Annotated in this window: 27 protein-coding genes and 1 rRNA gene; 14 read left to right on the top strand and 14 right to left on the bottom strand. The window is 62.8% G+C overall.

Features of this window, described 5'->3' with window-relative positions; all coding sequences use genetic code 11:
* From ASD63_RS17295 to ASD63_RS17275, 5 genes are all read right to left on the bottom strand, one after another.
* Positions 1-93 (bottom strand): 16S ribosomal RNA (locus ASD63_RS17295); the annotation flags it as partial.
* Positions 94-610: 517 nt separating this feature from the next.
* Positions 611-1507: a 3-hydroxyisobutyrate dehydrogenase gene (gene mmsB, locus ASD63_RS17290; protein WP_034800108.1), complete on the bottom strand. Its 897-nt coding sequence runs from the start codon at positions 1505-1507 to the stop codon at positions 611-613.
* A gap of 58 nt (positions 1508-1565) precedes the next feature.
* A complete protein-coding gene (locus ASD63_RS17285) occupies positions 1566-2624 on the bottom strand; it encodes an enoyl-CoA hydratase/isomerase family protein (RefSeq protein WP_034800107.1) in 1059 nt (352 codons plus the stop codon).
* A gap of 23 nt (positions 2625-2647) precedes the next feature.
* On the bottom strand, positions 2648-3790 hold the full coding sequence (locus ASD63_RS17280) for an isobutyryl-CoA dehydrogenase (RefSeq protein WP_029742745.1): 1143 nt from the start codon (positions 3788-3790) through the stop codon (positions 2648-2650).
* A 117-nt stretch (positions 3791-3907) separates the two neighbouring features.
* On the bottom strand, positions 3908-5326 hold the full coding sequence (locus ASD63_RS17275) for an XRE family transcriptional regulator (protein WP_034800105.1): 1419 nt from the start codon (positions 5324-5326) through the stop codon (positions 3908-3910).
* 157 nt (positions 5327-5483) lie between these two features.
* On the opposite strand from ASD63_RS17275, the gene ASD63_RS17270 reads away from it, so the two are divergent.
* From ASD63_RS17270 to ASD63_RS17250, 5 genes are all read left to right on the top strand, one after another.
* A complete protein-coding gene (locus tag ASD63_RS17270; protein ID WP_034800104.1) occupies positions 5484-7016 on the top strand; it encodes an acyl-CoA carboxylase subunit beta in 1533 nt (510 codons plus the stop codon).
* An 11-nt stretch (positions 7017-7027) separates the two neighbouring features.
* Positions 7028-7318 carry a hypothetical protein gene (locus ASD63_RS17265; protein ID WP_029742742.1) on the top strand — a complete coding sequence of 97 codons (291 nt, stop codon included), beginning with the start codon at positions 7028-7030 and terminating at the stop codon, positions 7316-7318.
* A gap of 30 nt (positions 7319-7348) precedes the next feature.
* Positions 7349-9352: an acetyl/propionyl/methylcrotonyl-CoA carboxylase subunit alpha gene (locus tag ASD63_RS17260; RefSeq protein WP_034800103.1), complete on the top strand. Its 2004-nt coding sequence runs from the start codon at positions 7349-7351 to the stop codon at positions 9350-9352.
* Positions 9353-9392: 40 nt separating this feature from the next.
* A complete protein-coding gene (scpA, locus tag ASD63_RS17255) occupies positions 9393-11531 on the top strand; it encodes a methylmalonyl-CoA mutase (protein WP_034800101.1) in 2139 nt (712 codons plus the stop codon).
* A gap of 80 nt (positions 11532-11611) precedes the next feature.
* The gene (locus ASD63_RS17250; RefSeq protein ID WP_034800100.1) at positions 11612-12874 is read left to right on the top strand and encodes a hypothetical protein; all 1263 of its coding nucleotides are present in this window, start codon (positions 11612-11614) and stop codon (positions 12872-12874) included.
* On the opposite strand, the gene ASD63_RS17245 is transcribed toward ASD63_RS17250, so the two are convergent.
* Genes ASD63_RS17245 through ASD63_RS17235 form a run of 3 tightly spaced genes read right to left on the bottom strand, consistent with a single transcriptional unit; the run spans position 12855 to position 14595 of the window.
* The gene (locus tag ASD63_RS17245; RefSeq protein ID WP_034800098.1) at positions 12855-13394 is read right to left on the bottom strand and encodes a hypothetical protein; all 540 of its coding nucleotides are present in this window, start codon (positions 13392-13394) and stop codon (positions 12855-12857) included. The two genes, ASD63_RS17250 and ASD63_RS17245, sit on opposite strands and share 20 nt — an antisense overlap.
* 11 nt (positions 13395-13405) lie before the next feature.
* Complete coding sequence (locus ASD63_RS17240) at positions 13406-13999, bottom strand: hypothetical protein (protein WP_051659534.1); 594 nt, start codon at positions 13997-13999, stop codon at positions 13406-13408.
* A complete protein-coding gene (locus ASD63_RS17235; protein ID WP_034800096.1) occupies positions 13996-14595 on the bottom strand; it encodes a hypothetical protein in 600 nt (199 codons plus the stop codon). The genes ASD63_RS17240 and ASD63_RS17235 overlap by 4 nt, the downstream gene beginning before the upstream one ends.
* 287 nt (positions 14596-14882) lie before the next feature.
* On the opposite strand from ASD63_RS17235, the gene ASD63_RS17230 reads away from it, so the two are divergent.
* Positions 14883-15473 (top strand): VOC family protein, encoded by a 591-nt coding sequence (locus tag ASD63_RS17230; RefSeq protein ID WP_034800095.1) that lies wholly within the window; start codon positions 14883-14885, stop codon positions 15471-15473.
* A 91-nt stretch (positions 15474-15564) separates the two neighbouring features.
* Entirely contained in the window at positions 15565-16257 is a 693-nt protein-coding gene (locus tag ASD63_RS17225; protein WP_029742732.1) for a glutathione S-transferase family protein, read from the top strand.
* Positions 16258-16277: 20 nt separating this feature from the next.
* Here ASD63_RS17225 and ASD63_RS17220 read toward each other — a convergent pair whose 3' ends face one another.
* The 3 genes from ASD63_RS17220 to phnF all read right to left on the bottom strand — a co-directional run bounded on the left by ASD63_RS17220 (position 16278) and on the right by phnF (position 19251).
* A complete protein-coding gene (locus ASD63_RS17220; protein WP_029742731.1) occupies positions 16278-16904 on the bottom strand; it encodes a hypothetical protein in 627 nt (208 codons plus the stop codon).
* A gap of 33 nt (positions 16905-16937) precedes the next feature.
* Positions 16938-18332: a selenium-binding family protein gene (locus ASD63_RS17215; protein ID WP_034800094.1), complete on the bottom strand. Its 1395-nt coding sequence runs from the start codon at positions 18330-18332 to the stop codon at positions 16938-16940.
* 169 nt (positions 18333-18501) lie between these two features.
* Positions 18502-19251, bottom strand: coding sequence for a phosphonate metabolism transcriptional regulator PhnF (gene phnF / locus ASD63_RS17210; protein ID WP_029742729.1), 750 nt, complete (start codon positions 19249-19251; stop codon positions 18502-18504).
* Between the two features lie 90 nt (positions 19252-19341).
* Between phnF and phnG the strand changes: the two genes are divergently transcribed.
* The 3 genes from phnG to ASD63_RS17195 are packed head-to-tail and all read left to right on the top strand — an operon-like array spanning position 19342 to position 21530.
* Positions 19342-19809, top strand: a complete 468-nt coding sequence (phnG, locus tag ASD63_RS17205) for a phosphonate C-P lyase system protein PhnG (RefSeq protein ID WP_060529562.1) — start codon at positions 19342-19344, stop codon at positions 19807-19809.
* Complete coding sequence (phnH, locus tag ASD63_RS17200; RefSeq protein WP_060529561.1) at positions 19809-20417, top strand: phosphonate C-P lyase system protein PhnH; 609 nt, start codon at positions 19809-19811, stop codon at positions 20415-20417. The genes phnG and phnH overlap by 1 nt, the downstream gene beginning before the upstream one ends.
* Before the next feature lie 3 nt (positions 20418-20420).
* Positions 20421-21530, top strand: coding sequence for a carbon-phosphorus lyase complex subunit PhnI (locus tag ASD63_RS17195; RefSeq protein WP_060529560.1), 1110 nt, complete (start codon positions 20421-20423; stop codon positions 21528-21530).
* A gap of 26 nt (positions 21531-21556) precedes the next feature.
* Here the strand turns inward: ASD63_RS17195 and ASD63_RS17190 are convergent, their stop codons facing one another.
* Positions 21557-21751 carry a hypothetical protein gene (locus ASD63_RS17190; RefSeq protein ID WP_060529559.1) on the bottom strand — a complete coding sequence of 65 codons (195 nt, stop codon included), beginning with the start codon at positions 21749-21751 and terminating at the stop codon, positions 21557-21559.
* A gap of 44 nt (positions 21752-21795) precedes the next feature.
* Here ASD63_RS17190 and ASD63_RS17185 point away from each other — a divergent pair, with 44 nt between their 5' ends.
* From ASD63_RS17185 to ASD63_RS17170, 4 genes are read left to right on the top strand one after another with little or no spacing between them, the layout of a single operon-like run.
* On the top strand, positions 21796-22674 hold the full coding sequence (locus tag ASD63_RS17185) for an alpha-D-ribose 1-methylphosphonate 5-phosphate C-P-lyase PhnJ (RefSeq protein WP_034800089.1): 879 nt from the start codon (positions 21796-21798) through the stop codon (positions 22672-22674).
* On the top strand, positions 22671-23447 hold the full coding sequence (gene phnK / locus ASD63_RS17180; RefSeq protein WP_034800088.1) for a phosphonate C-P lyase system protein PhnK: 777 nt from the start codon (positions 22671-22673) through the stop codon (positions 23445-23447). The genes ASD63_RS17185 and phnK overlap by 4 nt, the downstream gene beginning before the upstream one ends.
* A gap of 3 nt (positions 23448-23450) precedes the next feature.
* Positions 23451-24158 (top strand): phosphonate C-P lyase system protein PhnL, encoded by a 708-nt coding sequence (gene phnL, locus ASD63_RS17175; RefSeq protein WP_034800087.1) that lies wholly within the window; start codon positions 23451-23453, stop codon positions 24156-24158.
* The gene (locus ASD63_RS17170; protein ID WP_034800086.1) at positions 24155-24769 is read left to right on the top strand and encodes a DapH/DapD/GlmU-related protein; all 615 of its coding nucleotides are present in this window, start codon (positions 24155-24157) and stop codon (positions 24767-24769) included. The genes phnL and ASD63_RS17170 overlap by 4 nt, the downstream gene beginning before the upstream one ends.
* A 54-nt stretch (positions 24770-24823) precedes the next feature.
* Here the strand turns inward: ASD63_RS17170 and ASD63_RS17165 are convergent, their stop codons facing one another.
* Entirely contained in the window at positions 24824-25420 is a 597-nt protein-coding gene (locus tag ASD63_RS17165; protein ID WP_226020769.1) for a DUF922 domain-containing Zn-dependent protease, read from the bottom strand.
* Between the two features lie 188 nt (positions 25421-25608).
* A complete protein-coding gene (locus tag ASD63_RS17160) occupies positions 25609-26133 on the bottom strand; it encodes a DUF992 domain-containing protein (protein WP_034800084.1) in 525 nt (174 codons plus the stop codon).
* Positions 26134-26426: the final 293 nt, after the last annotated feature.

Genomic DNA, 26426 nt, shown 5'->3' with positions numbered 1-26426 from the left:
CCCGTCTGCCGCTCCCCTTGCGGGGCGCTCGACTTGCATGTGTTAAGCCTGCCGCCAGCGTTCGTTCTGAGCCAGGATCAAACTCTCAAGTTGAGAATTCAATCATTGGCATTACGTCACGTTCTGAATCGACGAGAACTCACACCTTGTCTTCAATCAACAGCAATCCAAAGATCGCCACCGAGAAAACAGGTGTAGTCTCTTGTTAAAACGTGACCGCCAAAGTCTCTTTCCGAAAGAACCCCTAAAGGTTCCYCACGAGCTCCGCCGCCCACGTTTCTCTTTCTCTATATTCAATTGTCAAAAAACCGACGAACGCACCGTCCGTCAAACCGTTTCCAYAAAGCCCAGAACTCTCGTCCCGAACCCCTCAATCAGCACCAAGCCAACCAGGAAACTCTAGAGCGAAGGTCGTCGTCGCCAGCAGCGCCGCCGCCCTCGTCAGTGATCGGGCTTATAGACCCCCATCCTCACAGACGTCAACAGGGATTTTCATGGGCCCGACATAAATCTCACAACACATTGAAATTAAACGGTATTTCTATCCACAGGCAGCAGCAGCCAATTTCCGCCCGGTTAAACGGGCGGAAATCGATCGGCACGGGATGAATTAACCGGCCTTGGCCTCGTCGTTCCCGCGCAACAGACGGATCAGCGCCGAAAAATCCTCGCCGCCGTGGCCGAGTTTCTCGAACATCGAATAGAGCTGTGCGGCCTGCGCGCCCATCGGCGTCGTCGCACCAGCGGCACTCGCTGCCTGCTGCGATAGCTTCAGGTCCTTCAGCATCAGGCTTGCGGCAAAGCCCGGCTTGTACTCGTTGTTGGCGGGCGAGGTCGGAACCGGGCCTGGCACCGGGCAATAGGTCGTCAGCGACCAGCACTGGCCGGACGACGTAGAAGCCACGTCAAACAGTGCCTGGTGCGACAGGCCGAGACGCTCGGCCAGCACGAAAGCTTCGCAGACACCGGCCATGGAAATGCCGAGGATCATGTTGTTGCAGATCTTCGCCGCCTGACCGGCGCCCCCACCTCCGCAATGGACGATTTTCTTGCCCATGGCGTCGAGCAGCGGCTTGCCGCGCGAAAAAGCCTCGTCGCTGCCGCCGACCATGAAGGTCAAGGTGCCAGCCGCAGCACCACCGGTGCCACCGGAAACCGGTGCGTCGAGCGAGGGGCAGCCGATCTTTTCGGCGAGCATATGAGCTTTCCGGGCGCTATCGACGTCTATCGTCGAACTGTCGATCAGGAGCGTGCCCGGATCGACGAAGCCGAGAAGTTCATCCCAGACGTAGAGGACATGGGCGCCGGCCGGCAGCATGGTGATGACGCATTCAGCACCGCGCACCGCATGTGCTATCGAGCCGGCGACGGAAACGCCGGTCTTCGCCGCGGCGTTGCGCGAAGCCTCAGACAGGTCGAAGCCTGTGACCGCGTGTCCCGCCTTCACCAAATTGGCGGCCATCGGACCGCCCATATTGCCGAGCCCGATAAAGGCGATCTTCGTCATGTCATTCCTCCTCGCATTGAAACTCGGCCAAAACCGAACTGCGCCCCATCCTCAGGCGCTAGAACAGTGGCGGGTGATCTTTGCGCGCAAATCGCGCGAGCCTATCGGGCGTCACGTCGGCAAGTCCAACCGACCATTTCGGATTGCGGTCCTTGTCGATCACAGCGGCACGCACGCCCTCGTAGAAATCGGGATTGGCGAGCATGCCGAGCGTCGCGGAGTATTCGCGCTCAAGGCATTCGTTCAGCGAAGCACTGCGGCGGCCGGCGCGCAGGAGATCGAGCGTCAGCTTCATGCTGAGCGCGGAACGGGAGTTCAAGAGCGCGAGCGTCTCCCTGGCAAAATCGGAACCATCGGCTTCGAGCGCCGCGAGGATCTCTTCGATCGTATCGAAGGCAAAGCAACGGTCAATCAGGGCAAGATGGCCTTGAAGCGGCGTTGCCGGAGCTTCCGAAGCATGCTTGGCAATCACGCCGTCGACATCCGCGCTGCCCGCGCTCGGCGCAAGTGCGGCGAGATCAGCGATCAAGGCTTCCAGCTTGTCCGCAGCGACAAAACTGTCCGCGAGCCGCGCAAGGATCGCGTCGGCAGCAACGATGTCCCGGCCGGTGAGACCGAGATAGGTGCCGAATTCACCGGGCGCCTTCGGCAAAAGCCAGGTGGCCCCGACATCCGGGAAGTAGCCGATGCCGGTTTCGGGCATTGCAAGCCTGGTGCGCTCGGTAACGATCCTATGGCTGCCGTGGGCGGAGATTCCGACGCCACCGCCCATGACGATGCCGTCCATGATGGCGATATAGGGCCTACGGTAGCCGGAGATGCGGCTGTTGACGACGAACTCCTCGCGCCAGAACTGGGCGCCCTCCTCCGGGCGCTCGCGGCCGCTCTCATAGATCATTCGGATATCACCGCCGGCGCAAAGCCCGCGCTCGCCCTCGCCGGTGACAAGCACGGCAGCGACCGCCGGATCGTTCTCGAATTCGGTCAGGGCCGCCGCGATTAACCGGATCATCGGCACGTTGAGGCTGTTCAGCGCGCGCGTGCGGTTCAACCGGATCCGGCCGACCGCGCCCTGGCGCTCGACGATCACTTCCGGTGCTGGCGTCTGCATTTCCATGAGCGGTCTTTCCCGTTTCTGGCCTATTTCCGGCCGATAAGCGAACGCGCCACGATGAGGCGCATGATCTCGTTGGTGCCTTCCAGGATCTGGTGCACCCGAAGGTCCCTGACAATCTTCTCGACACCATAATCGGCGAGATAGCCATAGCCGCCATGAAGCTGCAGCGCGTCGTTGGCGACGGCGAAGCAGCGGTCGGTGACGAAGCGCTTGGCCATGGCGCAGAGCTTCGTCGCTTCCGGGTCGCCCGCATCGAGCGCCGAAGCGGCACGCCAAAGGAAAGTGCGGGCGATTTCGAGATCGGTCGCCATGTCGGCGAGACGGAACTGTAGCGCCTGGAATTCGCCGATCGCCTTGCCAAAGGCGCGCCGCTCCTGAACGTAGGCCAGCGCCCTTTCGAAGGCCGATTGAGCACCGCCGAGCGACGCGGCGGCGATGTTCAAGCGACCGCCATCGAGCCCGCCCATGGCGATCTTGAAGCCGTCGCCTTCGCCGCCGAGGCGATTTTCAGCGGGTACGCGCACGCCGTCGAGCATGACGGCGCGGGTCGGCTGCACGTGCCAGCCCATCTTCTTCTCGTTGGCGCCGAAGGTCAGGCCCGGCGCATCCTTCTCGACGATGAAGGTCGAGATCCCCTTGGGGCCGTCTTCGCCGGTGCGCGCCATGATCACATAGAGGCCGGATTCACCGGCGCCGGAGATGAACTGTTTCTGGCCGGTCAGCACATAGCTGTCGCCTTCCTTGACCGCCTTTGTCTTCAGCGCCGCCGCATCCGAACCGGAACCGGGCTCGGTCAGGCAGTAGCTCGCGAGCACGTCCATGGTCAAAAGCTTGGGCAGCAGCCGCTGGCGCTGCTCGTCGGTGCCATAACGGTCGATCATGCCGGCGCACATATTGTGGATCGACATGAAGGAGGCGACGGCGGGGCAGCCGGTCGCCAACGCCTCGATGATGATCGCAGCGTCTAGCCGGGTCAGGCCCGTGCCGCCGACATCGTCACGGACGTAGATGCCGGCCATGCCGAGTGCGGCGGCGCCGCGCAACGTGTCGACCGGAAAATGCTTCTGCTGATCCCAGTCGATCGCGTGAGGGGCAATCTCGTCGCGGGCGAAATCGAGCGCCATCTGACGAATGGCCTCCTGTTCCTCCGACAGGCGAAAATCCATATGCATGTCCTCCCTGACCGCATAGTCGAGCAATTAGGGCCTAGTTACACCAAACCTCCGGCAGGCCCATATGCAACTTCTCACAGGGTCTGTTCAAAAATGGACAGACAAGCCCAATCAGCTCTCACTTAGACGATACGGCAGAGCGCCGCGTAAGTCATGATCCACAATCAGGCGACGCTTCAATGGCGGTACGGCCCGGCTGGCGCATTTCGTGCGCTCGCAGATGCGACAGGAAATACCGATCGGGTCGAAGGCGGCGCGGTTGCCGAGATCCATGTCGTCGGCATAGACGAAAGCATCGGCGTAGGAGATCTCGCAGCCGAGCGCCAGCGCATAACGCGGCTGCGCGGCGCGGAAACCACCGCCACCCTTGGTGATCTGGGTGGCGAGACAGAGGTAGCGCACGCCGTCAGGCGTTTCGGCGAGTTGCCGGATGATCCTACCCGGAGTCTCGAAGGCCTGGTGCACGTTCCAGAGCGGACAGGCGGCACCGAAGCGGGCGAATTGCAGCTTCGCGGCGCTATGGCGCTTGGTGATGTTGCCGGCGCGATCGATGCGGGCAAAGAAGATCGGAATGCCCTTCTGCCCCGGTCGCTGCAGGGTCGAAAGGCGGTGACAGACCTGCTCCAATGAGGCGCCGAAACGGGCGGCGAGCAGCTCGATATCGTGCCGCAAGTCGCGGGCGGCTTTTGAGAACGCCTGATAGGGCAAGATGAGCGCACCGGCGAAATAGTTCTGCAGGCCGATGCGACAGATCTCATAGGCCTCTTCCGTGCGGAAACCGGCGCTGCCGGCCACCCGGTCGATCTCCTCGCGGGCATGAAGCTGGGCGATCTGCAGGGCGATCTGAAAGTCGCGCGTCGCTGGCGGCGCGTAAGGATTGAGCGTCAGGATACGGGCACGCGGATCGAAGCGACGGATCGCCTCGTCGCCGGCAGCACCGCGCACAACACGGACGCCATGTCGTTGCTCCAGATAGCTTGCAAGCGCTGCATGATTGTCGCCTTCGCCGAGCCCGAGTTCGCTCGCCAGCCGCTCCGCGAGTATATCAATCTCGTGGATGTAGTTGTCGACGAAATGGAAGAAGTCGCGCACTTCCTCATAGGGCGTCGTTTCGACGAAGGGACCGCCGCGGCCGATGGTGTCGTCGATGCTCGCAAGCTGTTCGCTGTTGCGGCGGTAGGCCTGGTGGCAGGTGATCAGTGCATGCGCCAGGCCTGGCGCGTTCTGGGCAACGAGCTTCAGCTCCTGCAGGCTCGCCGAATAGGTCTCGAACAGGGGGTCGCTGAGCGCTTCGGAGAGCGCCGAAAGCAGGCGATCGCCCTCCCCGGTCGAAAGCTCGGCGATGTCGATCTGGAATTTTTCGGCGAGCGCCAAAAGCACCGCCGCCGAAACCGGCCGCTGGTTGTTTTCGATCTGGTTGAGATAGCTGGTGGAAATACCGATGCGTTCAGCGAACTGACCTTGCGTCGCCTTGTTCGCTTCCCGCAATTCCCTGACCTTACGGCCGATGTAGAGCTTGCCGATCGCCATGTTTGCAACTTTGCAATTTACGTTTCACAAAATACTCTATTTCACACTTGCACATGAAGAGACGTTTTTCCATGCCGTCTTCGACGCTATTGCGAAGCTCGAAGCGCCTCTGCACAATCGTTGAAAAAGCCGGGCATCAAAAAATCGGGAGGGCACCATGCGCGCCATACTAGAACAGGTCGAAGCCCGCAGGGCGGAAGCAAGAGCCGGCGGCGGCCAGCGGCGGATCGATGCCCAGCACGGCAAAGGCAAGCTGACGGCGCGCGAACGCATCGTGGTGCTGCTCGATGAAGGCTCCTTCGAAGAATACGACATGTACGTCACGCACCGCTGCGTCGACTTCGGCATGGAAGGCCAGAAGGTCGCGGGCGACGGCGTCGTCACCGGCTGGGGCACAATCAATGGCCGCCAGGTCTATGTCTTCTCCCAGGACTTTACGGTGCTCGGCGGTTCGCTGTCGGAAACGCATGCGCAGAAGATCTGCAAGATCATGGATATGGCTGTACGCAACGGCGCGCCGGTCATCGGCCTCAACGACTCGGGCGGCGCCCGCATCCAGGAAGGCGTGGCCTCCCTTGCCGGCTATGCCGAGGTCTTCCGCCGCAATGCCGAAGCCTCGGGCGTCATCCCGCAGATCTCGGTCATCATGGGGCCCTGCGCTGGCGGCGCCGTCTATTCGCCGGCCATGACCGACTTCATCTTCATGGTGCGTGACTCCTCCTACATGTTCGTGACCGGGCCCGACGTCGTAAAGACCGTGACCAACGAGATCGTCACGGCCGAAGAACTCGGCGGTGCGGGCACGCACACGAAAAAGTCCTCCGTCGCCGACGCAGCCTACGAGAACGACATCGAAACGCTTGAGCACGTGCGCCTGCTCTTCGATTTCCTGCCGCTCAACAACCGAGAGAAGCCGCCGGTCCGTCCCTTCCACGACGACCCGGCGCGGCTCGAAATGCGTTTGGACAGCCTGATCCCCGATAGCGCCACCAAGCCCTACGACATGAAGGAACTGATCCTTGCGCTCGCCGACGAAGGTGATTTCTTCGAGCTGCAGCAGAGCTTTGCCCGCAACATCATCACCGGCTTCATCCGCATGGAGGGCCAGACAGTCGGCGTCGTCGCCAACCAGCCGATGGTGCTTGCCGGCTGCCTCGATATCGACAGCTCGCGCAAGGCCGCGCGTTTCGTACGCTTCTGCGACGCCTTCTCGATCCCGATCCTGACGTTGGTCGACGTGCCCGGCTTCCTGCCTGGCACGGCGCAGGAGTATGGCGGCGTCATCAAGCACGGCGCCAAGCTGCTCTTCGCCTATAGCCAAGCGACCGTGCCAATGGTGACGCTGATCACCCGCAAGGCCTATGGGGGCGCCTACGACGTCATGGCCTCCAAGCACATCGGCGCCGACGTCAACTATGCCTGGCCGACCGCCGAGATCGCCGTGATGGGCGCCAAGGGCGCAACCGAGATCCTCTACCGCTCGGAACTCGGCGATGCCGAGAAGATTGCGGCGCGCACCAAAGAATACGAGGAGCGCTTCGCCAATCCGTTCGTCGCCGCCGAGCGTGGCTTCATCGACGAAGTGATCATGCCGCATTCGTCGCGTCGCCGCATCGCTCGTGCCTTCGCATCCTTGCGCAACAAGCAGGTCGATGTCCGCTGGCGCAAGCACGACACGATCCCGCTCTGATGGAGGCGACGATGGAACGGGAGCCGGAACGCGTAATGACACCGGAAGAGGCCCGACGCGACCACTGGCAGATGCTGCGCTACATGACCGTCAACGCGCTGATCGGCGTTGCGATCGGGGCCATAACGGCCGGCGTGCTGATCTGGCTCAATATCGGCGCGGTCGGCACGCACATCATACGCTCGACGAGCCCGGTACTCGCAACCCTCATGGTCGTGGTGCCTTTCGCGTTGCTCTTTGGAGGTGCTGCCGCAGCATCCTCGATCGCGCTTCTGCCCTATCGCCGCAAGTTCAAACGCTGACGCGCAGTCCGGATTTGAAAGAGAAACAAGATGTTCAAGAAAATCCTCATCGCCAACCGTGGTGAAATCGCCTGCCGCGTCATAAAGACTGCGAAGAAGCTCGGCATCGCAACGGTCGCGGTCTATTCCGACGCCGATCGCGACGCGATGCATGTGCGCATGGCGGATGAGGCGGTGCATATCGGCCCCTCGCCCTCGGCGCAGTCCTATATCGTCATCGACAAAATTATCGATGCGATCCGCAAGACCGGCGCCGATGCCGTTCATCCGGGCTATGGCTTCCTTTCGGAAAATGCCGCCTTTGCGCAAGCCCTGGAAAAGGAAGGCGTTGCGTTCATCGGCCCGCCGGTTGGAGCCATCCAGGCGATGGGCGACAAGATCACCTCGAAGAAGCTCGCGGCCGAAGCGGGTGTCTCCACGGTTCCGGGCCATATGGGTCTGATCGAGGATGCCGACGAGGCGGTTCGGATCGCCGGTTCGATCGGCTATCCCGTCATGATCAAGGCTTCGGCCGGTGGCGGCGGCAAGGGCATGCGCATCGCCTGGAACGACCAGGAGGCACGCGAAGGCTTCCAGTCGTCGAAGAACGAAGCGAAGAACGCCTTTGGCGATGACCGCATCTTCATTGAGAAATTCGTGACCGAGCCACGCCATATCGAAATCCAGGTACTCGGCGACAAACACGGCAATACGCTTTACCTGGGCGAACGCGAATGCTCGATCCAGCGACGCAACCAGAAGGTCATCGAAGAAGCCCCCTCGCCCTTCCTCGACGCCGAGACCCGCAAGGCCATGGGCGAACAGGCGGTCGCGCTCGCCAAGGCCGTCGGCTATCATTCGGCCGGTACCGTCGAGTTCATCGTCGACGGCAAGCGCAATTTCTACTTCCTCGAAATGAACACCCGCCTGCAGGTGGAGCATCCGGTGACCGAGCTCATCACCGGGCTCGATCTCGTCGAGCAGATGATCCGTGTTGCGAGCGGCGAAAAACTAGCCTTCGGCCAGGACGACGTAAAGCTCAATGGCTGGGCGATCGAAAGCCGGCTCTATGCGGAAGACCCCTACCGCAATTTCCTGCCGTCGATCGGTCGGCTGACGCGCTATCGTCCCCCGGTCGAGGGCAGACGCGAAGATGGCACGGTGACACGCAACGATACCGGCGTCTTCGAGGGCGGCGAGATCTCGATGTATTACGACCCGATGATCGCCAAGCTCTGCACCTGGGGGCCGGATCGCAAGACGGCAGTCGATGCCATGGCCGATGCGCTCGATCAGTTCGAGGTGGAAGGCATCGGTCACAACCTGCCGTTCCTTGCAGCCGTCATGCAGCAGCAGCGGTTCCGAGAGGGCCGGCTGACCACGGCCTATATCGCCGAGGAATTCGCCGACGGCTTCCACGGCGTTGCGGCCGACGAGCAGTCGCTTCGCAAGATCGCAGCCGTCGCCGTATCGATCAACCAGGTGCTGCAGGAGCGCGCCAGCCAGATCTCCGGCACGATCGGCAATCACCGTCGCATCGTCGGTCACGACTGGGTGGTCAGCCTCGGCGATCACAACTTTGCAGTCACCGCCGGCGCGTCTGCCGATGGTGCCTATGTCCGATTTGCCGACGGCGCCTCGGTTACGATCGCCGGTGACTGGGCTCCCGGCCGCACCCTTGCCACCTTCAATATCGACAATGAGCCCTTGAGCGTCAAAGTCGATCGGGTTGGAACCGCCATCCGGCTCCGCTGGCGCGGCATCGACACCATTGCCCACGTCAGAAGCCCGCGGGTTGCGGAGCTGGCGCGGCTGATGCCGAAAAAGCTGCCACCGGACACGTCGCGCATGCTGCTCTGCCCCATGCCGGGTGTCATCACCTCGGTCACGGTCAAGGCCGGCGACACCGTGGAGGCCGGGCAGGCTCTTGCCGTGGTCGAAGCGATGAAGATGGAAAACATTCTGCGCGCCGAAAAGAAGGCCGTGGTCAAGCGCGTGGCGGTCGCCGCCGGCGCCAGCCTCGCGGTCGACGAACTGATCATGGAATTCGAATGATGGCGACGGCTGTCGACGCCATCATCCAGGAGAACATCCGATGACCGAAAAGACCACCAAGGACTGGGAAACGCTCGCCGAGCGTGAACTGAAGGCAGCGCCGGAAAGCCTCACCTGGCAGACGCCCGAGGGCATTGCGGTGAAGCCGCTCTATACGGCCGGCGACCTCGACGGCATCGATCATTTGGATTCGCTGCCGGGCTTCGAGCCTTTCGTGCGTGGTCCGCGCGCGACCATGTATGCCGGGCGTCCCTGGACGATCCGCCAATATGCCGGATTTTCCACGGCCGAAGCTTCGAACGCCTTCTATCGGAAGAATCTCGCGGCCGGACAAAAGGGCCTTTCCGTCGCCTTCGACCTTGCGACCCATCGGGGCTACGACAGCGATCATCCGCGCGTCGAAGGCGATGTCGGCAAGGCAGGGGTTGCGATCGACTCGGTCGAGGACATGAAAATCCTGTTCGACGGCATCCCGCTCGACGAGATGTCGGTCTCGATGACCATGAACGGCGCGGTCATTCCGATCCTCGCCTCCTTCATCGTCGCCGGCGAGGAACAGGGCGTTTCGCGCGACAAGCTCTCGGGGACCATCCAGAACGACATCCTCAAGGAGTTCATGGTCCGCAACACCTACATCTACCCGCCGGAACCCTCGATGCGCATCGTCGCGGATATCATCGAGTATACGGCGAAGGAGATGCCGAAGTTCAATTCGATCTCGATTTCCGGCTACCACATGCAGGAAGCCGGCGCGACGCTGGTGCAGGAGCTTGCCTTCACGCTCGCCGACGGGCGCGAATATGTGCGGGCTGCCCTTGCCAAGGGGCTGAACGTCGACGAGTTCGCCGGGAGGCTTTCGTTCTTCTTCGCCATCGGCATGAATTTCTTTATGGAAGCGGCGAAGCTTCGGGCGGCGCGGCTGCTCTGGACCCGGATCATGAAGGAGTTCGAGCCGAAGAAGCCGTCTTCGCTGATGCTGCGTACCCATTGCCAGACCTCGGGCGTCTCGCTGCAGGAGCAGGATCCCTATAACAACATCATCCGCACCGCTTTCGAGGCGATGTCGGCCGCCCTTGGCGGCACGCAATCGCTGCACACCAACTCCTTCGACGAGGCGATCGCACTGCCGACGGAGTTTTCAGCGCGCATCGCCCGCAACACGCAGCTGATCCTGCAGCACGAGACCGGTGTCACCAAGGTCGTCGATCCGCTTGCCGGCTCTTACTATGTCGAGAGCCTGACCAATGAACTCGCGGAAAAGGCCTGGGCGCTGATCGAAGAGGTCGAGGCGATGGGCGGCATGACCCGTGCGGTCAACGCCGGCCTGCCGAAGCGACTGATCGAAGAGGCCGCGACCCGCCGCCAGGCCGCGGTCGACAAGGGCGAGGAAATCATCGTCGGCGTCAACAAGTACCGGCTCGACAACGAGGAGCCGATCGACATCCTGGAAATTGACAACAGCGCCGTGCGCGCCGCGCAGATCCGTCGCATCGAGGAGACGAAGCGGCGGCGCGACAGCGCAAAGGTGAAAGAGACCCTGGCCGCGGTTTCAAAGGTCGCCTCGACCGGCGAAGGCAACCTCTTGGCGGCCGCCGTCGAAGCGGCGCGGTCGCGCGCGACCGTCGGCGAAATCTCCGATGCGATGCGCGGCGCCTTTGGTGACCATGCCGCAACGCCCAAGGTCGTCAGCAAGATCTATGGCAAGGCCTATGAGGGCGAGCCTGAACTCGAGGTGCTCTCCGGCCGCCTCGACGAGGTTTCGGCGAAACTCGGCCGCAAGCCGAAAATCATGGTCGCCAAGCTCGGCCAGGACGGCCACGACCGGGGCGCCAAGGTGATCGCGTCGGCCTTTGGCGACATCGGCTTCGACGTGCTTGCCGGCCCGTTGTTCCAGACACCGGAGGAAGCGGCCGACATGGCGCTTGCGAACAAGGTCAATGTCATTGGCGTCTCTTCGCTCGCAGCCGGCCATAAGACGCTGATGCCGCAATTGGCCGAAGCGCTGAAAAAGCGTGGCGGCGAGGATGTCATCGTCATCTGTGGGGGTGTCATCCCTCGCCAGGACTATGACTATCTCATGGAGAACGGCGTGTCGGCGGTCTTCGGCCCCGGCACCAACGTGCTCGATGCGGCACGCGCGGTGCTCGACCTGATCGAGGGCAAGCGCCGCAACATCTGACGCCGGGCGACGCGGAGGACATTGTCTCTCCGCCCGCCCGAGCGGTTGTCGTTACCGGCCGACGCAACTATGGTGTCGGCATGACGTCGATCGCCGAAGTGTTCGGACCCTTTGCCCTGATGGCGCGCCTTCTCGCCCGCTTCTGGCCGCAGCTCCTGCTGATCGGCGCCTGCGGCGCCATTGTGCACGATCTCCTGATGCGGGCAGCCGTCTGGATCGGGATGCAGCATCCGCTCGGCGGCATGGTCACGCTCTCCCTCGTCGTGTTGGCGAAGCTCGTCGTTATCGTGCTGATGTTCATGGTCCTTCGCCCGGGCTTGCCGGCGCTCGAAGCGCTCCGGCAGCAACCGGCTGCGGCGCCTGTCGAGAGCAAGGTGCCGAAGGCCGAGCGCAGGCTGCTCGCCGTCACCGCCGCCGCCCTGCTACCGTTCTTTGCCTACTACGCCGCCTGGGGTTTTCTCGGCGATACCGTGCGCGAATATTCGCGATCAGCGCTTGCTGCCGTCGCTTTCGGCGAAAAAGCCAACTTCTTTGATATTCTGGGGTCGCGCGGCGTTCTCGTGTCGATCGCGCTCTGCTGGCTTGTACGCTGGGGCGCAAAACGCATGAGCAAGCTGAGCGAAGCGCCCGTCTGGCGTCTTCTGATTGTAGCCGCAGATGCAAGCTGGATCTTCATCGGTCTCTACGGCCTGTCGGTCTGGAAGGACCAGGTGATCACCTGGCTAGGCGCCGGCAAGCTTCTGAGCATGAACGGCTTCGCCTTCGCCGGCATTGCGCATGCCGCCGAGACCTTCGTGCCGGTGGAATTGAGAAAACCTGACTGGGATAGCCAGGCCACAGGCCTGTTCTTCTATGCGCTCCTTCCGGTCGTCTGGCTGGTCATGGCGGCCATCATCAACGGCTACGAGCTTTCGAGCGCAACACCGCGCACCCGGCCGACATCGCCAAAGCCGCGCCGCGCCCGCACGCTGCGCAAATGGGTCGCCGATTTTCTCGACCACTTCATCAGCGATTATCGCTCCCGCTATGCGCCGATCTGGACCTGCCTGAAGCTGACGCTCGGCTCGGGGCTGGCGGCACTTTTCGCCTTTATCATCGCCTACAATGCCATTGCCTGGCTCGGCGCCTGGACCTGGTACGCGGCAACACGGACGCTGGACGTGGCAGATCTTGCGAGCTGGCGGCTCGTTTTCGATGCCGTGAGCCTTTTCATCGGCAGCCCCAGCGATCTCAACGGCGGCATCGTGCTCGATGCCCTGCGCATCACCCTGCTGGCGGCGATGCTCGAACACGCCGTTTCCCGTCAGGCCGAGAAAGTCGAGATCAACTACGCGTCCACTTGAACACCAGCGTCTCGTCACTGGCGCCGGGAAATTCGATCCGCAGCGAAAGGTCCCGCGCCTCCGCCGGAACGATGAAGCTCTCGGCCATGCGGACGGGGCTGCCGGCCTTGGCATCCGTAAAGGCCAGGACACTGCAGCGCGGACGCTCGGCCACCTCCGGATACATCTCTCGCACGATCGGCTCGGTCAGGGTGACCGGTTCGAAGCGGCGCCCTTTGTCGTCGATCAGTCGAACGCGGCAGGCGCCCTTCGACAAAGCGGCGAGATCGGTCGGCGATGCCTCGAATTCGGTAAGAATGACGCGTGCGTCGTCGGTGCGCGGCAGGCGTCGCATATCCATAAGCTTCCATTGCCCGCCGGCGAAGGCCTGCGCCGCTTCATCCGCAACGACGACTTCCGGGCTACCGCCGGCGAGCCATTGGCTCTCACCAAGGCTTTCCCATGCGCGGGCGACGAAGGCGAGCGGCAGCGCGACGATCAACGCGAGCAGGCAGGTCCAGAAGGTGCGTTTCTCGCTCATGACTACCTCCCTCAGTGCGCGGCCAGTGTCCAGGGCGCCCTGCTGCCGCTGCGCGCAATGGTGACAGACGGCTTGATCTCGGCCGGCTTCTTGTCGCCGAGCGCAATCGACAGCTCCTCGGCGAGCGGCGACACACGACTGCGTGCAACGAGCAGCGTGCCCTGGTCGACGGCCGCCTCGGGAAGCTCGAAGGCAAGAAGCACCGGCCTTGGCAGGCCGGGTTCGAGCCGCTCCGTCGGCAGATAGCCCGGCACGGTCGAGAACCGCTGGCTCAACGCGTAGCGCACACCATTGCTCGCCAGCCATTCCGCAGACATCAACGTCATCGTTTCCGTCTTGGAAACGGCCGCGCCCTCGATGACCAGCCAGATGCCGGATGTGGAGAAGTCCTTGACCCGTCCAAAACTTTCGACCTTGAGCTGTCGTGCCAGATGCACATTGGCTGCGCCGAAAGCGAAGTCGCGCGTCTCCACCCGCTCGCCGACAGCACCGCGAATGGCGATCGGCGCGGTGATGTCGCCGTAGCCGGGGGTACTGTTTCGCATCCCATAGAGCGCGGCGATTGCAAGGCCGCAAAGCAGCAGCGTACGGAAAGCCGACATCATTGCTCCGTCGTCTCCACAGCTTGCGTCACCGGCAACTCGACGACCGCGGCCTCGCCGTCATCGAACCAATTCGGCGCGCCGTAGAGATTGTCACGTGGCTTGTAGATCTGTTTGCCGATCGCCAGCGAAAGCGTTTGCGGTTCCGGGCGGTCCGCCGGCCACTCCCAGGCCGCGACCAGTTTTTCCGGCATGTTCGGATTGATCGCACTGGCGATCCACTTGTCCCTCGCAAGGTAATAGGTGGGCTTGGGCTGCAGCGGAGCGACGTCATCCTTGATCGTGATCAGGTTCATGAAGACGTTGCTGCTGGCCACGGACCGGTTGTCGAGTTCGAGATCCACAAGGAGGAACCTCTTCGGCTCGAACGGTTTGGTGCCGGTTGGCGGCAGAGACGACATATGGGCGCCATTGATGGTCACCCGCCAACGGCCCGTGTCGACGACCTGGTCTTTACCTATGACCGGAACAGGAACCGGATTGGCTGCATCATAAACCGCCGAAGCAAAGGAAATCGCAGCCGCCGCCATGCCGCCGATACCGGTGACAAGCATGATCAGCAGGCGCTGCCTGATCTTCGACCGCCGCATGACCGGCATCTGTCCTCCATCCACCCTGCGGATACTGCAACCGGAAGATAGGAAAGTTTGCCGAGGAAATCAAAACACGCGTGTCGGAAACGGTTTCTTCGGCAGGCACAACCTCAGAACGAAGGTCGGGTGGGCTAAAAGCTGTGCATTGCCCAGCCACAACACGTTTGCCGCCCGCCAACCCACCCGTGATTGGCGCTTGCCTTCTGCCCGCGACGGGCGACAATTGCATGCGGTGGAAAGCGGTGCCAGGAGCCATTCGGCCCACATTCTCCGCCGAACCCAGGAGGCCGGCTATGCGCAAACTGCAATCGCAAGGCGTTCACCACATCACGCTTGTCGGGGCGGACCGTCAGACGTCGATCGATTTCTGGGAGGGGCTGCTCGGCATGCCCTTCATTTTCGAGCAACCGAACCTCGACCGGGCGAGCGAAAGCCACCTCTATTTCGATCCGGGCGACGGCCGCCTGATCACCGTCTTCACCGACGAGAACCGCACGCCGGATCCCGAGCGCACCCCGACCGACATGGGCTGTGTGCATCACATCGCCTTTGCTGTTTCGCGCGCGACATTCAACCAGGCGGTGGAGCGGCTCGACGAGCGAAAGATCCGCCACAGTGGCGTCAAGGATCGCGGCTTCATGGATTCGATCTACTTCGAAGATCCGCTTGGGCTGCTGGTTGAACTTGCCTCCTATCGCTTCGAGCCGCCGGCCGGTCACAGCCATGCCGAAGTCCTGATGGAAGCGCATAGGATCAGGACTGAACGCGGCGACTATAACATCGCCGAGGTCCATCTCGCCGATGCGATCGAAGCCCTGAACGAACGCTCTCGGCCGACGCTGTCGCTCGATCGCCAACCGAAGAACCCATACGGACCGCGATAGGGTCGCACTTGGTGAGATCTGTAGCCAAGTGGCGGTGTCTGCCGCGGGCGAGCCGCCGCCAGTTCAACGACGATCAACCGGGAGGAATGCCATGTCCGCAATCCAGCTCAACGTGATCAAGCCCAGCGTCAACAACATGACCGCGCGCGTGTTCCTGCGCGCAGCCAAGCTCGATTTCAGTGAAAACGATGTCTACGGCCAGACGCGCTCGCCCGAATATCTGGCACGAGCGCCGTCGCATCTGACACCGATGATCGAGACCGCGGACCTGCCCAGGGGCGCGCTTTGGGAAAGCTGCGCGATCATGCAGTACCTTTGCAACAAACATGGGCTTGATGACTTCTACCCGAGGGAACCCGAAGCACGCGCGATGATCGACAGCGCCATGTTCTACCTGATCGGCACCTTCTATCCCTACCTTGCCCGCGCAACCTATCCGGCGCTGAACTTTCCGCTCTACGCGGGCGAAGTCGGCTGCAGCGATGCCGATGCGGCGACGAAGGAGATCGCCCGGAAGGCAGCGGTTGCAGCCCTTGCCGAACCGCTCGACGTATTCCGCGCTTTCTACATTGGCGACAAGCCGTTCATCGGTGGCGCCAAGCCCTCGATCGCCGATATCCGGCTCGCAGCAACGCTCGAGTTCCTGGCCGCGATCGACTATGACCTGCCGGACTGGGCAAAGACCTACATGGCAAGCATCGAAAGAACGCTCGGGGCCGCCTATGCCGAGCCCGCCGCCGATGTCCGCGGCTATATCGCTTATGTAAAATCGCAGCGGCAATAGCCTGGCGGCTGCGATGCAGATCATTGAATGAGGAGTGCGACGCCGGTTGCTCCGAGGGCGAGCGTCCAGAGGCGATCGAAATTGATCCAGGCGGAACGCAGGACCGCAAGGTCGAACCAGGTGAAGACGGCGAGCGCCAGCACCGCGGTCACCGTCAGCATTGCGATGCTATGCACTGCAACGGCGGCGAGCGAGACCGGCAGCGAACTTGCCATCGCCAGTTCGCCGGCGTGACCTGCAAGACAGAGACTGAGCACCGCCGGCACCAGCATGAGGCCGGCCCCATGGCTCGTCGCCATCAGGAATGACCAGACCGCAAGTCCCGCCATGCCGGTCCGCATTCCGATCCGGACGCGGTGGCGATGGCCATGAATGGCGGTGTAGCCGGCGGCCCCCAGAATGAGCACGGCGGCCGCGATCCTGAATGTGTTCGGATCCAGCACCGAGCCGAATGCTGCGACCACCGCCAGCACGGTCGCGACCGAGATCGCGTGACCAACCGCAATGGGTGCGAGGGACAGCCAGACGACCCGGCTGCTCTGGCGATGAAGTCCGAGCGCAACCGCAAACAACCAGCCCATTGCCGGGTTGAGGCCGTGAAAGGCACCGAGGCCGGCGAGCGAGAGCCATGGCCAGACCGTCGTCATTCGCCGTGACCCGGCTGCACCGCGGCTCCCTCCTCACGGATAACAATAGGAATCGGACGAGCAGTCGCCGCCTTCGAGACGAACCTGATGCGGTCGATGACCCTTTGGCCAGTCGACGAAGAAGTTTTCGTCGAAGGCGATCCCGCCACCATCGGCGACATCGAGCTTGACCATCCAACCGTCGATGCCTTCGGGATAGAACTGCGGGTCGATGGCGCCATAGAGCGAGTTGGTGAAATAGACCCGCTTGCCGTCGCGGCTGATTTCCACCATCTGCGGCCCACCGTTGAGCGCACCGTTCTTCGCCTTCGGATGGCTCGCACGCGAAACGATGCCGCCGATCCTGACCCGCCCCGTTTCCTTCGGTGCGAAGGGGTCGGACACGTCGTACTGGATCATGTCGCCGGTGCCCCAGCAGGAAACGTAAAGGAAGCGATCGTCCATCGACAGGTCGATGTCGGTGACGAGCGGCGCGACCGCACTGAAGCCTTTCAGCACCGGTGGCAACAGATCCGGATCGGCCGGTTCTGCCGGGATCTCGATCACCTTCTTCACGGCCCATCGGTCGCCGTCGCGATACCAGGTCCAGATCGACGCCGAGAGGTCCTTGAGGCTGATGACGCAGCCGACGAAACCGTAGGCCTTGGTCGGATCGTGGGCCGGGCGCAGTTCGAAAACGAGCTGGTGTTCCTCGCCGAAGTCGATCTCCTGCACGTGCTTGCGTTTGTGCAGGTCCCAGAAGTGCAAGCGGCGGCCGTATTTCGAGCCAAGCAGCACCTCCGGCACCAGCCCGTTCTCGAAAGTATCGGGCGTGCCCCATTCGCTGGTGATCATCGTGTCGTGGCCGAGGTGCCACCAGAAATCATAGGCGAGCTTCTGCGGCCCACGGTCCATTTCCCACTGTCCGAGCACATCGAAGCTCTGATGGTCGAGCAGGAAAATGCCGCCGGGCGCCTTGCCGTCTCGATCCGCAAGCGCGTTGACGTAAATGCCTTCAGGTCCGCAATGGGTTGTGTGCAACCGCGAATAATTCGCCTTCTCGGCGATTTCCGCGGGCTCGATCACCCGCACGATCTTCGGATTGCGGGGGTCCGGCTTGGTGTCGATGATATGGAGACGGGAGGAGCGCAGGCCCGGCACCACCAGGTAGCGACGCTCGACATGTGGATGCGGTGCGTTGGGGCACAGGCACGAGGAGCAGGCGTTCCAGCCGAAATGGTGCAACTCGTCCCCGACATTCGGCATCTCGACCTGCCCGACGATCTGCGAATAGCTTTGCGACGCCGGATCCACATCGACGACGGCGATCGCGTCCGGCCTTCTTCTGTCCGGATCGAAAGCCGCCACGTAGGCGAGCGTCTCCTTTGGAGCCTTGGCCGCCATGCGCGGTGATGGATAGAAGGAAGGATCGGGTCGCCACGTCGCCATTGCCATTCTCCCCCTTAGAGAATTCCCGAATGCGCGGTGCTGATGCAGGCTCCGGTCATGCGGCAAAAACGCGTCGGAAATACGGCCTTTGCCTTATTTCCGGACAGGGATCGGAACGCTTCTGGTTGAGCGAGACGTCATTGCGACCGGCAGGGGCGGCCTGACGGCCTCAAGTCTCGATCCGCAGCTTCATCCGGTCAGCGGCAAAGCGGCTACGGGAATATTCGATCGGCTTGCCGTCGAGATCGGCGTTGATCGACTGGGCTTCGAGCACGATTGCGCCCGGCGAGAGCTTCAGCATCGCAAGCTCGTCGGCGTCAGCGTGCCGGGCGACGATCTCCGTTGAGGCGCGTACATAATCATCCAGACCGTGGGCTGCGAAGGCCTTGGTGACGGAGTGCAGCTGTTCGAATTCTTCGGCCATGCGCGGGAAGCGATGCGCCGGATAGTAGCTCGAGGATACCGAGAGCGGTCGACCATCGCCGCTGCTGACGGTTCTGAGTTCGATCACTGGATCACCGGGCCTGATGGCAAGCGCGCTCGCCACTTCGCCCCTTGCCGGCAATTCCGTGTGGCCGAGCAGCCGCGAGCCAATTTCCTTCACCTGGTGGCCAAGACCTTGCGAGAAGCGCGTGCGCTTTGAAATCGGATAACTCACCCGCTCCTTGCGCTCGATCATCGTGCCGCGCCCCTGGACGGGACGCACCAGCCCTTCTTCGGCCAGCGCCGCCAGCGCGCTTCTGACCGTGTGCCGGTTGACGCCGAACTCGCCCGCAAGCACCGTTTCCGGCGGCACCATGCCGGTCGCGTCATAGTCGCCATTGCTGATCGCCAGGCGGATCCGGTCGGCAATCTGCCGCCAGAGAGCGACGCCGGTCTGGCGCTCCACCACTTTTCGCGCTGCCGTGTCTTTTCGCATTGGCATGTCACAAGCCTGTCATTTGCCGACGTTATGAAAAAGTATAAGATGTATAGTTGTCTAGATCAATAGACATTTGAGGTGAAAATGATGGACGCGAAAGTGAAGCAGGAAAGCCCGCCGGACCCGGCGCGCAAGGAGGCCATGCGGTTGCTCGCCCAGGCAACGCTCGCCGAACTCAAGGACGCCTGGAAAGCGCTCGCAGACCAGCCCGAGGTTTACCCGGTCCGAGGCCCCGAGACCGGCCTCGTCATGGTGCGCGGCCGCATCGGCGGCGGCGGCGATCCCTTCAATCTCGGCGAGGCTACGGTGTCGCGCGCCACCGTCCGCCTTTCCACCGGCGAAATCGGCCACGGGCAGTTGCTCGGAACCGACAAGGAACGCGCCCGGCTTGCCGCCATCTTCGACGCCCTTGCCCAGCGTGACGGCGACAGGGCTAAGGTCGAGGCCCTACTTGGAAGCGTGGCCGACCGGCTTGCCCAGGAAGAACGCCGCAAGTCGGAAGAAACCGCGGCCACCCGCGTGGACTTTTTCACCATGGTTCGGGGAGACGACTGATGGCCAGCCAATCGCAGATTTACGCCGGCGCCTTTGCCGATCCAGTCTTTGCCGCTCAGTCCGTCTTCCGCGACCTGATGGACGGCTTTGCCCGTCCGGGTACGATCAAGCGCCTCGAAGCGACGAGCACGCCTCCGGCTCCGCTCGCTACGGCCGCAGGCGCCGTAGCGCTGACTCTGTGCGACCATGACACGCCCGTCTGGCTGACGCCGGCACTTTCCAAATCGGCCGTTCCGCAGTGGATCGCTTTCCACACCGGTGCTCCGCTCACCACCAGCAAGACCGACGCGCGCTTCGCCTTCATCGAAAAGGGCGCCGCCTTCCCCGGCTTCGACCAGTTCTCGCTTGGCACGCAGGAATATCCGGATCGCTCGACGACACTCGTCATCGAAGTCGAAGCGCTGAGCGGCGGCCCTGCGCTGACCGCCAAAGGCCCCGGCATCAAGGACGTGACGGAGATTGCGGTGAAGGGGCTGCCGGACGTCTTCCTCGAATTCTGGACCGCCAATCGCGCGATCTTTCCGCGCGGCGTCGATCTCGTGCTGACGGCCGGCGACAAGCTCGTCTGCCTGCCGCGCACCACCCGTCTTTCGCTCAAGGAGGCGTGAGCCATGTATGTAGCCGTCAAGGGCGGGGAAGCCGCCATTGCCAATGCCCACCGCCTTCTCGCCGATCGCCGCCGTGGCGACCGTAGCCTTCCCTCCATCACTATCGACCAGGTAGTCGAGCAGCTCGGCCTTGCGGTCGATAGAGTGATGGCGGAAGCCTCGCTTTATGACCGTGCGCTCGCAGCCCTTGCCGTCCGCCAGGCGCGCGGCGACATGATCGAGGCGATCTTCATCCTGCGCGCCTATCGCACGACGTTGCCGCGCTTCGGCTACTCCGAGCCGGTCGATACCGCCAACATGAAGGTCGAGCGCCGCGTGTCGGCGACCTACAAGGATCTGCCCGGTGGACAGCTTCTGGGCCCGACCTTCGATTACACCCACCGCCTGCTCGACCCATCACTGATCGCCGACGAAGCGGTCGAAGAACCGGCAGTCAAGGAGCCCGGTGAGCATGTGATGCGCGTCTCCGACATTCTCGACGGCGAAGGCCTGATCGAGGGTGATGGCCAGATGCCCGAGGGCCATGTCATGGGCGACCTTACCCGCGAGCCGATGGAGTTTCCGATGGCCCGGGACCTGCGACTGCAGGCGCTTGCCCGCGGCGACGAAGGCTTCCTCTTGGCGCTCGCCTACTCCACCCAGCGCGGCTACGGCCGCACCCACCCATTCGTCGGCGAAGTCCGCATCGGAGAAGTGGAAGTCGAACTCGATCTGCCGGAACTCGGCTTTGCCGTCTCACTCGGCGCGATCCGCGTCACTGAATGCCAGATGGTCAACCAGTTCATGGGCTCGGCCAAGCAGCCGCCGCAATTCACCCGCGGTTACGGCCTCGTCTTTGGCCAGAGTGAACGCAAAGCGATGTCGATGTCGCTGGTCGATCGGGCACTGCGCACTGACGAGTTCAGCGAGGACATCGTCGCACCCGCCCAGGATCAGGAATTTGTCATCTCGCATGCAGACAACGTTCAGGCTACCGGCTTCGTCGAGCACCTGAAGCTGCCGCACTATGTCGACTTCCAGGCCGAACTCGATCTCGTGCGCCGCATGCGCCGCGATTACGAGGCCGCGAATTCAGGTGAAACACCGAAGGTACAACGGGAGGCGGCAGAATGATGCGACATGCCGCCAGCCCTAGCGGTTCAATCGCCATCGCCATCCCCGCCACCACAATCGCCGCCGTCACCGGCATAGACACCACCGGCGTCGCCACCTCCGTCGTTCTTACGCGCCCTGCTGTCCGGCCCGCGCTGCGGCCGGCGGGCAATGCCGAACAGGCCGGCAACCGCCGAACAAAGCACGAAGATCCCAATCACCCAGACGAAAATCTCGCTCAAATCCTGGCCTCATCAGCGGTCGACACACTCAAGGGTAATCAGCGATGAACGACCTTGCTACCTATAATTTCGCCTATCTGGACGAACAAACCAAGCGCATGATCCGCCGCGCGATCCTGAAGGCGATCGCCATTCCCGGCTACCAGGTTCCATTTGCGTCACGCGAAATGCCGATGCCCTACGGCTGGGGCACCGGCGGCGTCCAGGTCACCGCCTCGATCCTCGGTCCGCAGGACGTCTTGAAGGTCATCGACCAGGGCGCCGACGACACAACCAACGCGGTTTCCATCCGCGCCTTTTTCCAGAAGGTCGCCGACGTTGCCGTCACCACCCGGACGAAAGACGCGACGATCATCCAGACGCGCCACCGCATTCCGGAGGAAAAACTCTCGGAGGGACAGACGCTCGTCTACCAGGTGCCGATCCCGGAACCCTTGCGCTTCCTCGAGCCGCGCGAGACCGAGACGCGGAAGATGCATGCGCTCGAGGAATACGGGCTGATGCATGTGAAGCTCTACGAGGACATCGCCCGCAACGGCCATATCGCCACGACCTACGCCTATCCGGTCAAGGTCGAGGGACGTTACGTGATGGACCCGTCGCCGACGCCTAAGTTCGACAATCCGAAGATGCATATGTCGGAAGCGCTGCAGCTCTTCGGCGCCGGTCGCGAAAAGCGGATCTACGCTGTCCCGCCCTATACCGAAGTCGTCAGCCTCGATTTCGACGACCATCCCTTCGAGATCCAGAGCTTCGACAAGCCCTGCGCGCTCTGCGGCGCCGAGGACGTCTATCTCGACGAGGTGATCCTCGACGACAAGGGCGGACGCATGTTCGTCTGCTCCGATACCGATCATTGCGAAGACCGCCGCGCCTGCGGCCATGCAGGTCACATGCTTGCCCGAAAGGAAGCCGCAGAATGAGTACGCTCCCGCTTTTGAAAGTGAACGACGTCTCGAAGTTCTACGGAAGCCGCATCGGCTGCCGCAACGTTTCCTTCGAGCTCTATGCGGGCGAAGTGCTCGCCATCGTCGGCGAATCCGGCTCGGGCAAGACGACACTTCTGTCGTGCCTCTCGACCCGTCTGATGCCGACCTCCGGTATCGTCGAGTACCACATGCGCGACGGTCAGTACCGTGACCTCGCCCGCATGGGCGAAGCCGAGCGCCGCTTCCTGATGCGTACCGACTGGGGCTTCGTGCACCAGAACCCGGCCGACGGCCTGCGCATGACCGTGTCTGCCGGCGCCAATGTCGGCGAGCGGTTGATGGCCGTCGGCGATCGCCACTACGGCAACATCCGCGCCACCGCCAGAGACTGGCTGGAGCGGGTGGAAATCGGCATCGACCGCATCGACGACCAGCCGCGCGCCTTTTCGGGCGGCATGCGTCAGCGCCTCCAGATCGCCCGCAACCTCGTCACTTCCCCGCGCCTCGTCTTCATGGACGAGCCGACCGGCGGCCTCGACGTCTCGGTTCAGGCGCGCCTGCTCGATCTCGTGCGCGGCCTCGTGCATGACCTCGGGCTTGCCGCCATCATCGTCACCCACGATCTCGCCGTCGCCCGCCTTCTTTCACACCGCATGATGGTGATGAAGGACGGAGCCGTCATCGAACAGGGGCTGACCGACCGCGTGCTCGACGATCCGCGCGAGCCCTATACCCAGCTCCTCGTCTCCTCGATCCTGCAGGTGTAAACCATGGCCACGCCCCTTGTTGTTTCCGAAGTCGCAAAAAGCTTCACCATGCATCTGCGTGACGGTATCCGCCGGCCGGTCGTCGCCAACGTCTCCTTCTCGGTGAAGGCCGGCGAATGCGTCGTTCTCGGCGGCCCCTCCGGCGTCGGCAAGAGCTCGATCCTGAAAATGCTCTATGGCAATTACGGCGTCGACGAAGGCCAGATCCTGATGGATCACGACGGCAAGCTGGTCAATCTGGCAACGGCCGAGCCGCGCACGGTGCTCGAAGTCCGGCGCACGACGCTCGGCTATGTCAGCCAGTTCCTGCGGGTGGTGCCGCGCGTCTCCTCCCTCGACATCGTCGCCGAGCCGCTGCAGGCCCGCGGCATGCCGCTCGAAGAGGCCCGCACCCATGCGGCCGAACTGTTGAACAAGCTGAACCTGCCGCGCGAACTCTGGAGCCTGCCACCGGCGACCTTCTCCGGCGGCGAACAGCAGCGCGTCAACATCGCCCGCGGTTTCATCACCGACCACAAGATCCTTCTGCTCGACGAGCCGACCGCGTCGCTCGACGCGAAGAACCGGGCGGTCGTTGTCGAACTGATTGCCGAGAAGAAGGCCAAGGGCACCGCGCTGATCGGCATTTTCCACGACGAGGAAGTGCGCGACGCCGTTGCCGATCGCATTCTCGACGTCTCGGCCTTCTCGCCGCGAAAGGCTGCCGCATGAGCCAGAAGCTCGGGCTCGAGCCCTTTATCCACCCAACGGCGAGCGTCAACAATTCGACGCTCGGCCGCTACACCGAAGTGCAGGAGCGCTCAAGGCTCGACGAGGTCGAGTTCGGCGACTACTCCTACATCATGCAGGACGGCTCGATCTGGTGCGCAACGATCGGCAAGTTCGTCAACATCGCAGCCGCCGTGCGCATCAACGCCACCAACCACCCGACCTGGCGGGCGACGCTGCATCACTTCACCTATCGCGCACCGAACTATTGGGACGATACCCAACTCGACCACGACCTTTTCGCCTGGCGGCGCTCGAACCGGGTGACGATCGGCCATGATGTGTGGATCGGCCACGGCGCCACCATCCTGCCGGGCGTCACTGTCGGCAACGGTGCTGTTATCGGTGCGGGCGCAGTCGTCTCGAAGGACGTCGAGCCCTACACCATCGTCGGCGGCGTGCCCGCCAAGCTCATCCGCGCCCGTTTCAACGAGGGCGTCGGCGAGCGGATGGACGCGCTCTCGTGGTGGGACTGGGACCACCAGCGCCTGCGCCGCGCGCTCGACGATTTCCGCGAGCTGACGGCCGAAGAGTTTTTGGTGCGTTATGCGTGAGTGATACGGCGCCGGGCAGAGGTTCGGCGCCTTTCCGAGCTGAGAACGAGCCGGTTACGGCCCGTTGACCAACTTCAGAATCAACTGGTGAATATTGCCGCCATCGGTCAACTCGACCTGGTCGAAGTCGCGGCTGCGCTGGCGCTGCGTCTGCGAGAGCGCGCCGAGGCGCTCGGTCATGACGGTCCTGATCTTGCGGCACTTCGGATCGTCGGGAACAGTGAGGCCCAGCGTCGCCTGCTCGATCGCGCGGACCATCTCCTTGATGAAATCGCCGTGCACGAGTTCGTGCTTGCGCACGCCGTCGATGAAGATGTCCCAGTTTTCGCGCGTGCCTGAAGGCAGCGGCCTTGCCGGTTTCGGCAGGGTGTAGGTGATGATCAGTTTCGGCTTTGCCACCGCCAGCACGCAGGCACCGCCTTGCTCTTCATATTTTCGCGTCCAGGTCAGCTTGAAGTTGGTGTGTGCGATCGCCCTGCCGATTCCGGCTTTCGGACCCCGTTCGCCGATCGAGGCGTAGAGCTCGGCACCCGTCTGCCCGGTGATTGTGTAGAGCGCTTCCTTTTCGACCGGCTGCCATTCGGCAGAGGCGAACCGCGGCCCAGACGCAAGGCAAAGGGCAACGACGCCCAGGCAAAGGCTTTTGTTCAATCCAACCCCTCGAAGTTCGCCCTGTCGGCGCACGATTCCTGGCCGCATTCCTTAAACGCGAATCGGCCAATGGCAACAGGCCAAAAAACAAAGGCACCGCGCGCGGTCTCCAGCGTGCGGTACCTTTGCGTCTTACCCGGTCTTTTGACGCCCCGTTGTGGGAGGTGCAACGGGCCGCCCAAACGACGTTAGTTGACGGCCGTCAGCGTCATCGACGTGCCGGTGGCCGCGAGGTTTAGGCCGATCTGGCCGGTCACGCTGATCGTCTGCAGGTGGATCGAACCGGAGGTGCCGCCGACGAGGATGTTGGCACCGATACCGGCGCCGACGGTCGCTTCCGCCGTTGCACCCTGGTAGAGACCGCCGAGCGAACCGCGGTGGTAGCCGGCGGTCGGTGCGAACACGGCCCAAATCAGGCGGCTCTGCGTCGTGAAGCCGACATCGACGCCCATCTTGCGGATGGCGCCGGAATAGTGGTCGGAGGCTTCAGCACCCATGGTCGAGCGGAAGACGCAATCGACTTCCTTGGCCGAGCCGAGCACATAGCCGACACCGCCAGCGATGTTGCAATCGAGGTAACCAATCTTGACGCCGTTGCTTGTGTCGGGCTCGGGCTGCGGTTGAACTGTCGCGAGATCGGCTGCGTTTGCGGCGATCGCGCCCGCGAGAACCAGAGACGCTGCGGACACCTTTACGGCAAAACTCTTTTTCATTCTTGTCTCCTTCTCGGAACGTCAGAAATGATTGTCATTTGACCGGCGGCACACGAACTCAAGCACATAGCGCACGCTGCAGGAAACCAAAGCCATAGCCCGCGATCGGGCAATTCCGTGGCAAGCTTTTAGCAGACGATAAAATTGGTCGGGTTTCCCCAACAATGACTGCAGATTGTGTTGAAAAAGCCACGGAAAGGCCCGGGCCGGGCATTCCGCGGAGCTGATTTGCGCGGCAGCGTGTGGCGGCGCCGATTGGCGCGGGGCAATGCAGCGGTTACACGGGGGGAGGT

Origin of the sequence: Ensifer sp. Root558, assembly GCF_001427045.1 — a bacterium.
Classification (GTDB): Bacteria; Pseudomonadota; Alphaproteobacteria; order Rhizobiales; family Rhizobiaceae; genus Ensifer; species Ensifer adhaerens.
The sequence above is the reverse complement of the archived record's forward strand: the minus strand, read 5'-3'. Positions and strand labels throughout refer to the sequence as shown.

Bases quoted from the DNA above. Each gene is read 5' to 3' on its own strand.
- mmsB (WP_034800108.1), bottom strand. From the start codon at position 1,507: ATGACGAAGATCGCCTTTATCGGGCTCGGCAATATGGGCGGTCCGATG.
- ASD63_RS17285 (WP_034800107.1), bottom strand. From the start codon at position 2,624: ATGGAAATGCAGACGCCAGCACCGGAAGTGATCGTCGAGCGCCAGGGC.
- ASD63_RS17280 (WP_029742745.1), bottom strand. From the start codon at position 3,790: ATGGATTTTCGCCTGTCGGAGGAACAGGAGGCCATTCGTCAGATGGCG.
- ASD63_RS17275 (WP_034800105.1), bottom strand. From the start codon at position 5,326: ATGGCGATCGGCAAGCTCTACATCGGCCGTAAGGTCAGGGAATTGCGG.
- ASD63_RS17270 (WP_034800104.1), top strand. From the start codon at position 5,484: ATGCGCGCCATACTAGAACAGGTCGAAGCCCGCAGGGCGGAAGCAAGA.
- ASD63_RS17265 (WP_029742742.1), top strand. From the start codon at position 7,028: ATGGAACGGGAGCCGGAACGCGTAATGACACCGGAAGAGGCCCGACGC.
- ASD63_RS17260 (WP_034800103.1), top strand. From the start codon at position 7,349: ATGTTCAAGAAAATCCTCATCGCCAACCGTGGTGAAATCGCCTGCCGC.
- scpA (WP_034800101.1), top strand. From the start codon at position 9,393: ATGACCGAAAAGACCACCAAGGACTGGGAAACGCTCGCCGAGCGTGAA.
- ASD63_RS17250 (WP_034800100.1), top strand. From the start codon at position 11,612: ATGACGTCGATCGCCGAAGTGTTCGGACCCTTTGCCCTGATGGCGCGC.
- ASD63_RS17245 (WP_034800098.1), bottom strand. From the start codon at position 13,394: ATGAGCGAGAAACGCACCTTCTGGACCTGCCTGCTCGCGTTGATCGTC.
- ASD63_RS17240 (WP_051659534.1), bottom strand. From the start codon at position 13,999: ATGATGTCGGCTTTCCGTACGCTGCTGCTTTGCGGCCTTGCAATCGCC.
- ASD63_RS17235 (WP_034800096.1), bottom strand. From the start codon at position 14,595: ATGCCGGTCATGCGGCGGTCGAAGATCAGGCAGCGCCTGCTGATCATG.
- ASD63_RS17230 (WP_034800095.1), top strand. From the start codon at position 14,883: ATGCGCAAACTGCAATCGCAAGGCGTTCACCACATCACGCTTGTCGGG.
- ASD63_RS17225 (WP_029742732.1), top strand. From the start codon at position 15,565: ATGTCCGCAATCCAGCTCAACGTGATCAAGCCCAGCGTCAACAACATG.
- ASD63_RS17220 (WP_029742731.1), bottom strand. From the start codon at position 16,904: ATGACGACGGTCTGGCCATGGCTCTCGCTCGCCGGCCTCGGTGCCTTT.
- ASD63_RS17215 (WP_034800094.1), bottom strand. From the start codon at position 18,332: ATGGCGACGTGGCGACCCGATCCTTCCTTCTATCCATCACCGCGCATG.
- phnF (WP_029742729.1), bottom strand. From the start codon at position 19,251: ATGCGAAAAGACACGGCAGCGCGAAAAGTGGTGGAGCGCCAGACCGGC.
- phnG (WP_060529562.1), top strand. From the start codon at position 19,342: ATGGACGCGAAAGTGAAGCAGGAAAGCCCGCCGGACCCGGCGCGCAAG.
- phnH (WP_060529561.1), top strand. From the start codon at position 19,809: ATGGCCAGCCAATCGCAGATTTACGCCGGCGCCTTTGCCGATCCAGTC.
- ASD63_RS17195 (WP_060529560.1), top strand. From the start codon at position 20,421: ATGTATGTAGCCGTCAAGGGCGGGGAAGCCGCCATTGCCAATGCCCAC.
- ASD63_RS17185 (WP_034800089.1), top strand. From the start codon at position 21,796: ATGAACGACCTTGCTACCTATAATTTCGCCTATCTGGACGAACAAACC.
- phnK (WP_034800088.1), top strand. From the start codon at position 22,671: ATGAGTACGCTCCCGCTTTTGAAAGTGAACGACGTCTCGAAGTTCTAC.
- phnL (WP_034800087.1), top strand. From the start codon at position 23,451: ATGGCCACGCCCCTTGTTGTTTCCGAAGTCGCAAAAAGCTTCACCATG.
- ASD63_RS17170 (WP_034800086.1), top strand. From the start codon at position 24,155: ATGAGCCAGAAGCTCGGGCTCGAGCCCTTTATCCACCCAACGGCGAGC.
- ASD63_RS17160 (WP_034800084.1), bottom strand. From the start codon at position 26,133: ATGAAAAAGAGTTTTGCCGTAAAGGTGTCCGCAGCGTCTCTGGTTCTC.